Origin of the sequence: Aphanizomenon sp. CS-733/32 (genome assembly GCF_028330045.1) — a bacterium.
Taxonomy (GTDB): Bacteria; Cyanobacteriota; Cyanobacteriia; order Cyanobacteriales; family Nostocaceae; genus Dolichospermum; species Dolichospermum gracile.
The window spans coordinates 1-9,363 of record NZ_JAQMSE010000211.1 but is presented as its reverse complement, the minus strand read 5'-3'; the positions used below and the strand labels follow the sequence as shown (position 1 = coordinate 9,363).

The 9,363-nt window shown below is 38.9% G+C and carries 9 protein-coding genes and 4 pseudogenes; 6 read left to right on the top strand and 7 right to left on the bottom strand.

Going from position 1 to position 9,363, the window contains the following annotated elements; translation table 11 throughout:
* Nucleotides 1–215 (top strand): annotated as a pseudogene (locus PN471_RS17745) (helix-turn-helix domain-containing protein); the annotation flags it as partial.
* On the opposite strand, the pseudogene PN471_RS23525 reads toward PN471_RS17745, so the two are convergent.
* From PN471_RS23525 to PN471_RS17730, 4 genes and pseudogenes are all read right to left on the bottom strand, one after another.
* Nucleotides 210–329 (bottom strand): annotated as a pseudogene (locus PN471_RS23525) (ChaB family protein); the annotation flags it as partial. The pseudogenes PN471_RS17745 and PN471_RS23525 sit on opposite strands and share 6 nt — an antisense overlap.
* 37 nt (nt 330–366) lie before the next feature.
* Nucleotides 367–474 (bottom strand): annotated as a pseudogene (locus PN471_RS17740) (Dps family protein); the annotation flags it as partial.
* Between the two features lie 126 nt (nt 475–600).
* Nucleotides 601–786: pseudogene (locus tag PN471_RS17735) on the bottom strand (hypothetical protein); the annotation flags it as partial.
* Nucleotides 787–870: 84 nt separating this feature from the next.
* A complete protein-coding gene (locus tag PN471_RS17730; protein WP_271777976.1) occupies nt 871–2,019 on the bottom strand; it encodes a homospermidine biosynthesis protein in 1,149 nt (382 codons plus the stop codon).
* A 211-nt stretch (nt 2,020–2,230) separates the two neighbouring features.
* On the opposite strand from PN471_RS17730, the gene PN471_RS17725 reads away from it, so the two are divergent.
* From PN471_RS17725 to cobO, 5 genes are all read left to right on the top strand, one after another.
* Nucleotides 2,231–2,590, top strand: a complete 360-nt coding sequence (locus tag PN471_RS17725) for a DUF433 domain-containing protein (protein ID WP_271777975.1) — start codon at nt 2,231–2,233, stop codon at nt 2,588–2,590.
* Nucleotides 2,584–2,880, top strand: coding sequence for a hypothetical protein (locus PN471_RS17720; RefSeq protein WP_271777974.1), 297 nt, complete (start codon nt 2,584–2,586; stop codon nt 2,878–2,880). The genes PN471_RS17725 and PN471_RS17720 overlap by 7 nt, the downstream gene beginning before the upstream one ends.
* 107 nt (nt 2,881–2,987) lie before the next feature.
* On the top strand, nt 2,988–3,281 hold the full coding sequence (locus tag PN471_RS17715; protein WP_271777973.1) for a DUF433 domain-containing protein: 294 nt from the start codon (nt 2,988–2,990) through the stop codon (nt 3,279–3,281).
* Complete coding sequence (locus PN471_RS17710; RefSeq protein WP_271777972.1) at nt 3,278–3,640, top strand: DUF5615 family PIN-like protein; 363 nt, start codon at nt 3,278–3,280, stop codon at nt 3,638–3,640. The genes PN471_RS17715 and PN471_RS17710 overlap by 4 nt, the downstream gene beginning before the upstream one ends.
* Before the next feature lie 158 nt (nt 3,641–3,798).
* Nucleotides 3,799–4,476 (top strand): cob(I)yrinic acid a,c-diamide adenosyltransferase, encoded by a 678-nt coding sequence (cobO, locus tag PN471_RS17705; protein ID WP_271777971.1) that lies wholly within the window; start codon nt 3,799–3,801, stop codon nt 4,474–4,476.
* 407 nt (nt 4,477–4,883) lie between these two features.
* Here the strand turns inward: cobO and PN471_RS17700 are convergent, their stop codons facing one another.
* The 3 genes from PN471_RS17700 to PN471_RS17690 form a co-directional block, all read right to left on the bottom strand.
* Complete coding sequence (locus PN471_RS17700) at nt 4,884–5,582, bottom strand: hypothetical protein (RefSeq protein ID WP_271777970.1); 699 nt, start codon at nt 5,580–5,582, stop codon at nt 4,884–4,886.
* Between the two features lie 435 nt (nt 5,583–6,017).
* Nucleotides 6,018–7,001 (bottom strand): RNA polymerase sigma factor, RpoD/SigA family, encoded by a 984-nt coding sequence (locus tag PN471_RS17695; RefSeq protein ID WP_271777969.1) that lies wholly within the window; start codon nt 6,999–7,001, stop codon nt 6,018–6,020.
* Between the two features lie 529 nt (nt 7,002–7,530).
* Complete coding sequence (locus PN471_RS17690) at nt 7,531–9,261, bottom strand: helicase HerA domain-containing protein (RefSeq protein WP_271777968.1); 1,731 nt, start codon at nt 9,259–9,261, stop codon at nt 7,531–7,533.
* Nucleotides 9,262–9,363 lie beyond the last annotated feature (102 nt).

The following is a 9,363-nucleotide window of genomic DNA, read 5'->3' as shown; positions in this document are numbered from 1 at the left end:
GGGATACAGCAAAATTACTAAAGAGAATATATAAAGAGAGTAAGCATCATCAAGTGAGACAAAGAGCGCATTGTATTTTATTGAGTAATTCAGGAGTAACAATTGCCAAATTAATGGATATTTTTGGAGTAAGTCGGAAAACCATATATAACTGGATGACAGCATGGGAAGATGAGGGATTATTAGGATTATACAATCAACGAGGGAGAGACCGATATATGATCCTTGGGGACATTTCTATCTAGTAACCGTCGAATTACAGTATCAATTTGTTTCTCTTCTTTAAATACAGCGGAGATGGTACGCTCTGCTTGATATTCTTCTGGCACTTCTTTACTCCTAATATTTTATCTTGACAATTCTCAACTACACACCCACCGGAACTTTAGTTCCTCCTGGTTGTTTTTGACCATCCGGTTCTACGGCTTCTCCTTCAATAAATGAGCGCAACATCCAAGCCATTTCTTCATGTTTAGTTACTTTTATATATTTGGGAATATGCTGTTATTTTCTTTTATAATCAAGCCAAATATTAAAATAATTAATATCCCCAAATTCTTGAAAAATGGGGATACAGAGCTTATCATTGATAAATGATATTTACTTGTTGTTACCTGTAATTTTTTCTAAAAAGCCTTCTACTTCCTCTGGTACTGAAGTTGCACTTTGTGAATTTTCGGGACGCTTCATTTTATCAATATCAGCATCTCCCTGAACTTCATTAATTCCTCTCTTTGTTTTTTCTTGAGTTTCTTTTAGTCCCAACGGTGGAGCTTTAGCGGCTTCTAACATTATCCGTAGGTTTTCTTCAGAATAAATGTAGGGGCGATTCAGCTTGATTAGCCATCGCCCACAATAGATAATAAAACCCTAACCTTTCACAGGTGTACCGCAGGGATAAGTAGCAACTTTTTCCTGACTACTCTCACTCACAGGCTTGTCTTTAGCCGCTAGATAATCTTTTTGCAAAGTATCTAATAAAGCTTCTCGTTCATCAAACAATCGCTTCAGGGGACGAGGTGAACATTGATTCAAGACATAAGCCGTCACCAAAGGTAAAGCGATCGTACTATCGGTATAACAAACAATGGCGCTAGGTAACTCATCTGGGTCAATCTTACCCCAACTCACAGCCTCTGCCGGAGTCGCACCCGATAACCCACCAGTATCAGGACGTGCATCAGTAAACTGCACAAAGAAATCATGTCCCCGTTCTTCCAATCCTAAAACCTCGTGAAGTTGCGGTTGTGTTTGTAATAAAAAGTTCTTAGGACTACCACCACCAATAATTACCGCTGCACTTGTACCGTCGTTTTCTCGCGCCCCATAGACAATCGCTGCTGTTTCATTAACATCAATGGACGGATCTATTACCAGCTTTGAACCTTCTAAAGCCAAAGCCGCCACATTCATCCCTATGGAACTATCCCCAGGAGAAGAAGTATAAATAGGTACGCCACATTCATACGCCGTTGCCAACAAGCAGGAATTTTTCACACCCAATTGCTTTTCTATTTCCCAGACGCACTTACCCAGCAAATGGTGAAATTCAGCCGTTCCCATGGGTTTTTGGAAAGGTTCAGCTTGGAGAACTTTGCGAATAAAAGCGTCCGTTTCTAGCAGTACATCATAACCAAAAACAATGTCATAAATTCTAATTGTCCCCTCTTCCCGCAATTTGACATCATCCAAAAAGGGACTACCAGCAAATAGTTCAAACCCTAAACCATAGTGCATATCATGGTAAAGATTCGCACCAGTGCTAATCATCCAGTCAATAAAACCATTACGAATTAGGGGCGCAAGGGCGGAAACGCCAAAACCTGCTGGTGTCATTGCGCCGGAAAGGCTAACGCCCACAGTTACACCCTCTTGAAACACATCCTTGGTCAGGAGTTGACAGGCTTCCCGCAACCGGGCTGAGTTGTAAGCGGTAAAATAGGTATCAATCAAGTCAACCACGCTAACATTGTTAGACATGGGAATAGGTGCAATTTTCTTACCTGGCTTTTGTGACATTTTTGGGAAATCCTGAATAGTAAATATGCTGAATCTAATGTTATCGTATTCAAGTGTACGGAAGTTGCTAAAATGTTCTGAAGCGATATAAATTAGTGACAATGCTTAAAAGAATACTTTGGGAGTCATCCAATTTTCTATTTAAGTAAATTCAAAGGTATATCTAAACCAATATTTGCTATTATTAAACATAACTAACTTGTTATTAATTATGGCACAAGTGTTAGTGAGTCTCTCTGAAGGAATCGCATCCGAACCCGCACCATTGGAATTTACCACTGATGGTGTCATTAGGATAGGCAAAACTCGTGTAACACTAGATACGGTAATTGCTGTTTTTCAACAAGGAACAACAGCAGAAGAAATTGCTTACCGTTATCCATCCCTTAAACTTGCTGATATCTATGCTACCATTGCCTTTTACCTCAATCATCAACAAGAAGTGGAAGTGTATGTACAGCAAAGACAGCAACAAGCACAGGAAATTCGCAGGATGAATGAGGCAAAATTTGACCCCCAAGGGTTGCGTGATAGATTGTTGGCGCCGAAAGCAGAACGGGAAGTATGTTGAAACTGCTTGCTGACGAAAATTTTGATAATACTATTGTCAGGGGATTGTTGCGACGTAACCCAAATATTGAAAGATTTAGTTTATCTCTTTGTTTTGAAGAAGGAAAAAACGGTGATATGAAAATCATTATAGAAAGTACCTCTTGGGGAAATGAGATTGAATGCCACCGAGAATCATTCGAGAAATCAAAGAAAGAATTAGAAAGGGAAATTACAGATAAAATTTGGGAATTAGGAATCAGTAGAGAGCAATTAGAACTTTGTTTTGAAATTGGTCCGATTGAGATATAAAAAAGAAGCAAAGTCAAAGCCTAAAAAGAGCGATGCCTTTGGCGAGCGCAGCTATCGCTCTTTTTGGTTTACAATAAGATTATCCCAGAGGATTTAGTCAGAAACCGATGCCAACCCTCACAGATATTTCCACGTTGATTGTTAGTACACCAGGTACTTGTGGTGGTCGTCCGCGAATTGCTAACACTCGTATTACTGTTCAGTATATTGTCAATGAGATTAAATCTGGTATGACTCCAGAAGAAATTATCGAAGATAAGCCTTATTTGACAATTGCAGGTATTTACACTGCGTTGGCTTATTATTATGCTAATAAGGAATCACTAGATATTGAATTCACTCAATATCAAAAAGAATGTCAACGACTTGAAGCAGAATATAAAACAGGACATTTCTCGTGAATCGTATTTGCTTCTATTTGGATGAAGACACTATCAAAACTGCACTGATACAAGCATTGAGAAATGCTGATTTAGATGTTGTGACAGTTGCCGATGTTAATAGATTGGGTTATACGGATGAAGAACAATTAATTTGGGCAACAGAACAGAAGCGAGTAATTTATAGTTTCAATATCGGTGATTTTTGCAGATTACATCGTGATTTTATGGCTGAGGATAAAAGTTATACTGGCATAATTTTGGCTTCACAACAGCAATACTCGGTTGGTCAACAACTACAAGGATTATTAAAACTGGCTGCTGACAAGCCGGCTCAAGACATGGTTAACCAATTGATATTTCTTAGTGCTTATGTTTAAAAATTACCGAAAAAATAAATTCTGACAATTTTAAATTATTAAGATCGTAGCTAACAGAATTTATGTGATTTCTGGTCTATCATGACTAATAAATTTATCAAAGCAGAAAAATTATACTTCATTGTCTTAGTGTTAACAGTTATTTATCAACAGGGTTTATGAAAAGCGACACTCCAGAAGAATTAAATCCAGATCAAGAAATTTCCCGGTTAATTGATGAGGTGATTTCATCATCCCAAACTGATGAAAAATACCGTCAGAAAATGCAGCGACGGAAAGAAGTCCAAGATCAACGTATAGCCAAAGCCATACCGGAAAAAGGCTTAATTATTGTTAATACTGGTCATGGAAAGGGTAAAACTACAGCGGCTTTGGGAATGGTGTTGCGATCGCTCGGACATGGATATAAAGTAGCTATAGTGCAGTTTATCAAAGGCGCATGGGAACCAGCAGAAAAACGTGCTTTTAGTCATTGGGAAAACCAACTGGAATTTCATGCAATGGGAGAAGGCTTTACATGGGAAACTCAAGATCGTGATCGTGATCTGGATAAAGCTGCTGCTGCTTGGGAAAAATCCCGAGAATTTATCCACAACCCAGACTTTAAATTAGTTCTCCTCGATGAAATTAATATAGCTCTGAAACTGGGTTATTTACAGGTTGAAGAAGTCCTAGCAGGTTTAGCTCAAAAACCAGCAGACAAGCACGTAATTCTCACGGGAAGAGGCGCACCACCCGCATTAATTGAAAAAGCCGATTTAGTCACTGAAATGACATTAGTTAAGCATCCTTTTAAGGATCAAGGGGTGAAAGCTCAAGCCGGAATTGAGTATTAATTCAAATTAGTCATTGGTCATTGGTTATTGGTCATTAAGAGGGTGTTTGAAAAGTCTAATTTATTACTTGCAAGGGCGACTAGAAGTCGCGGAACCACACAGACGAAACCCACCTATTCCTTCGGTCCCGTAAGGGATACGTGGGTTCAAAAGCCTTGATTTTTCCTTAGTCCACGCAGGTGGACTTTGTTTGTGTAGTAGCGTATCCCTGACGGGAGCCGGAGGCATCTTTCTAATCGCCGGAAACTTTTCAAACATCCTCTAAATTATTTCTCCCTGCTTTATAGCATTTCCTAATTATATTGAGTATATTTATAGCCTCCTCCTCCCTTGCGGGGGTTGGGGTTGGGGTTCTTGTACCTGACTAAAATGCTATATCCCAAGGACAATTATTTACGTCCACCTACTTATTTAAAACCATCGCTTTCTTGTTGACACATCTGCAAAATTTCCCTATCATTAGAACTTACAGAACTCAACTGATGATAGTCTTGTAAAGTTACTGAATAAGGATAAGTTGTGAACTCATCATCACTAACTTTAGGGATTGTACTAGCTGTAGCAACCTCCATTGCACCAACTTCACCGGGAGAACTTTTCACCGTCATTGCTAATTCTCCTGACTTAGCCAAAGTTCCTTGAAAACAACTAAATTCAGAGTGAGGAAAATACAAAGCACCAATAATTTTACCTTGTTGTTTTTGAAAGAGAATGTAACCTTGTCCTAATTCATTTGGTGTGGATGATTGTCCATAAAGATAAGTCCCATCTTGTTCGGGAAATTGGACTTGTCCTTTTCTCCCCAATTCTCTCGTATTTGTAGATAATGCTGTAATATTTTCTGTTAACTTATCAGTAGATATCTGATTAGAAATATTCACTGGTGATTTTTGCATAGCTTCCTCTTTAATCACAGCAGGATCAAAGTTAATCTGTCTTTGATTTATGGGTACTACATAATTAGTAGTTAAGGCTGTTGATGAGAGAAGTTTGTAATGTTGTTGACTAGAATAACTAATACCCAAAATACCAGCCGAAACAATTAGTCCAAGAATGGGAAATTTAAATTGGCTAGAAGTCATTAATTTGGAAATATGATTAAGCATCGGATTTCTCCTGTAATAAAGTTAACTATTGTTGTTTCCTGGATTTTTGCCATAATAACTGAATACTCATTACTGACGATTCCCTCAAAAGTTTTATCTATATATTTAATTTTAAATTCAGCAAAAACTTACTATTTATGTAAATTTGGGGAATAATCTCAGATTATCATTAGTTAATAAATTTATCCATCACTTCATAAAATCCTCCACCGGAGGGATGTAAAATCGAGATTGAAAATTCTCAGCCTGTTTCCATGTTTAATTCTTGTATTGATCTGCCAGTAGATACAACTTCCCATCTACAGATTTCGCAAAATAAATCAGAAATTTGCAGAACCTTTTCTATTTCTTCAAAAAAATCGCCCCCTGTTTTCAACTCAGGAGGCGCATCACCAAGAGGGATGTTTTGAAATACGCTGTTGCGTGTCCACATTTCTAGCTGGCAACGTATTCTTTGACATTAGCCCGACGGCGACGTAAATGTGCAAGAGCTTGATGCTCTAATTGACGGACTCGTTCCCGACTGAGGTTCAACCGTTCACCAACTTTCGCCAAGGACATTTCATTTCCATCTTCTAAACCAAAGCGTAAGGCGACAACTTGACGCTGTTGGGGTGTGAGTTCTGCAAGTAAATTATTCAAGTCTTGACGTAGAAACTCTTGAGTAGTGTAATACTCAGGGGAAGGACTGTCATCTTCCAACATTTCTTGTAATTCGGTATCTTGGTTTTCACCGACGCGCACATCTAAAGAGACTGGTTGACGCGCCATATTCAGATATTCACGAATCTGAGCCGGTTCTAACTCCAGTTCTTTGGCGATTTCTGTGGGTGAGGGTGATCTTCCTAGCTTTTGCGCTAACTCCCGTTGAACTTTTTTAATTTTGTTCAATTTTTCGGTAATATGGATTGGGAGGCGAATGGTTCGACCTTGTTGAGCGATCGCTCTGGTAATTGCCTGACGAATCCACCAATAAGCATAGGTTGAGAACTTATAACCCCGCATAGGATCAAATTTCTCCACACCCCGTTCTAATCCCAAAGTACCTTCCTGGATTAAATCCAGAAATTCCATATTTCGCTTTTGATATTTTTTTGCAATAGCTACAACCAAGCGTAAATTAGCCTCAATCATTTTTTGCTTGGCTCGCTTACCTTGTATCATCAGATGATTTATTTCTGTTTCTGATTGATTAACACGGGCAGCCCATTCTGATAAACTAGGTTCATGATCAATTTCCTTGCTCAAAGCTTCTTTAGCTTCTAGCAGTATCATCATTTGCTGTACTTGTTTACCGTAGATAATCTCTTGTTCACGGCTTAACAAAGGTACACGACCAATTTCTCGCAGATAGGTTCTGACCATATCAGCGGTAAATTTGGCATTGACATTCTCTGTATGATTTTTGACTGTAGGCATTGGTGCTTGTATCCTCTACTCCTTAAACATAATCAATATTTTTTTAACAAAGGCAATTTGTAAGCTTATAATATACACCACTGGATATGAAAAGCTACCATCAGGCATGATTGATATTGATCCAACCTTTATGAAGATGTTGTTAGTCTAAAAATATGTCTCCTTACCCTCTCGATAATTTTGATTTTGGAGTTTTAGCGGAAATACATTGGATTGGTGGCTAGAATTCTTTTGTTTAAGTTATCTAGTAGTGGTTTTGAAAACGGAGTCAGTATGAGTTTACTTTGATTTTATGTTACGACAAACAGAGTCAATAGTAAAGTTCCCAGATGATAAATATCTCAGTAATCAAGCCAAAAAGCTGATAACTATTTTTTTTAACCTCCAAAAACTGTGTTCGCATATCCATAGTGACGCGAAAACCCCTCTAAAGTTGCTTTTGATTAGCCGGATAACCGAACTTGAGCTATTTGGGTAATTGGTAATTGGTAATTGGTAATGGGGATTCTAACTTCTTCCTGAACTCCTACTAAAATCCTAAATCTGCTTTTGCTAGTTCAGCAGCAGTGAATACTTCCTCATCTGTTTTTTCTTCCCAAGCGATCGCCCCAATTTCGGAATAAAAGGTAGAATCATAGGGACGAGTCCGCACGACTACTGGCATAGGAACAGCATGACCCAAAATTAAAGCTTGTTGTTTAGAGTCCAACTTAGCTAAGACTGAGCGCAAACCACCCGCACCAGATACACCTGTAAAAATAGCATCAATATCTTTTTCATCATTCAGCAAAGCGGTGATTCGAGTCCCAATCTGGGACATAACTTCATTATCTATCCCTGATGGACGTTGATCAACTACCAAAAGTGTGACAAAATATTTCCGTAGTTCCCTCGCAATAGTCCCAAAAATTGTACTTTGTACCACCGCTGGGTCAAGAAAACGGTGTGCTTCTTCTATTGTAATCATTAATGGTGTCGGCCGATCCAAAGGATTTTTACTTTGGAGAAATTTATCAGCTTTTTTCACATAATGCTCATGTATCCGTCTGGTAATCATATTCGTCACCAACATATATGAGAGCATATTGGACTGGGAACCAAATTCGATAACTACGTTTTTTCCAGCTTCTAAAGATTGGACGATATTTTTAATATAATTTTGCGGACAAGCACTTCGCATATACTTTAAACTATCTAAGCGAAAAAGTTTCCGCTGTAATGCCATAATTGAGCCTTTGTGTCCGCGTTTCTCGTCACAAAACATCTCAATATCTTCATTACTCATATTTAGTAATTGAATAATCCAGGATTTACCCAACTCTGTAAAGAGGATATTGGCATTATCTAAAGCCGCTTCTGAAAGTCCTAAATCACGATTACATAATTTTATATCTTCAACTTCAACCTGTTCATAGCTGAGATAAAGTTCTTGTGCGTCTCTTACGCCTCGCCGTTTTGTTGAATCTGGATCAAGTGTGTAAACTTCAACTTGTCCGGGAAACAGTTGTTTTAAACCCTTGACAGTATTAACGTTCTTTCCTTCGGCGACTGCTTCCCAACCATATTCTGAGTGCATATCAAAAATCAAGTTAACAGCCGCATTTTTACGAATCACCCCGGCTAAAATTAACCGTGTCAGGAAAGATTTCCCAGTCCCCGATTTACCAAAAATCCCATTACTCCGTTCCACAAAGCGGTTTAAATCAATGCAAATCGGCACATCCATGTCTAAGGGTTTACCGATAGAAAAGTTGTTGCGTTGAGGGTCATCTTCCCAGCCAAACACCTTGCGGAAGTCCTCTTCATTGGCTTCGTAAACTTGGCTAAAGTGACTAGGAATAGTTTTCACAGGTAATAATTCCATCGTCGTACTGGTTTGAGGTTGAAAGGATGCTAAACCAGTGGACGATGGGATAAAAGAATTAGGGGATTTACCATTATGAGAAAAGCCAGATTCTGGAGATTCAGGGGTAAACATCAACATGGGTGCTAGGTTGATCATCCCATAAGTACCGCTACCTGCTAATACTTCGCGCAAAAAACTATCTTCCCAATTGGGAGGACTAGCTGTAATGCGGTCATTCGCCATACCCAAGGATACATCTGTTAGCATACAGAAAAAGCGCGATCGCATCCCCTGTACCACGAGAAATTTACCTACCCGCATATCTTCGACAGAAATATCTGGGTGTAATCTGACCTCCAAACCCCCAGTCAGAGAACCTTCAATAACAGAACCTAATGGTAATCCCAAATTCATTTTTGTTTGTTGTCAGTTGTCAGTTGTTATAGCAGGGAACAGGGAACAGGGAACAGGGAACAGGGAACAGGGAACAGGGAACAGGGAACAGGGAACATTGAT

What these genes read in the sequence shown, in the direction of transcription:
- PN471_RS17730 (WP_271777976.1), bottom strand. Translation starts at nt 2,019, where the DNA reads ATGTCACAAAAGCCAGGTAAGAAAATTGCACCTATTCCCATGTCTAAC.
- PN471_RS17725 (WP_271777975.1), top strand. Translation starts at nt 2,231, where the DNA reads ATGGCACAAGTGTTAGTGAGTCTCTCTGAAGGAATCGCATCCGAACCC.
- PN471_RS17720 (WP_271777974.1), top strand. Translation starts at nt 2,584, where the DNA reads ATGTTGAAACTGCTTGCTGACGAAAATTTTGATAATACTATTGTCAGG.
- PN471_RS17715 (WP_271777973.1), top strand. Translation starts at nt 2,988, where the DNA reads ATGCCAACCCTCACAGATATTTCCACGTTGATTGTTAGTACACCAGGT.
- cobO (WP_271777971.1), top strand. Translation starts at nt 3,799, where the DNA reads ATGAAAAGCGACACTCCAGAAGAATTAAATCCAGATCAAGAAATTTCC.
- PN471_RS17700 (WP_271777970.1), bottom strand. Translation starts at nt 5,582, where the DNA reads ATGCTTAATCATATTTCCAAATTAATGACTTCTAGCCAATTTAAATTT.
- PN471_RS17695 (WP_271777969.1), bottom strand. Translation starts at nt 7,001, where the DNA reads ATGCCTACAGTCAAAAATCATACAGAGAATGTCAATGCCAAATTTACC.
- PN471_RS17690 (WP_271777968.1), bottom strand. Translation starts at nt 9,261, where the DNA reads ATGAATTTGGGATTACCATTAGGTTCTGTTATTGAAGGTTCTCTGACT.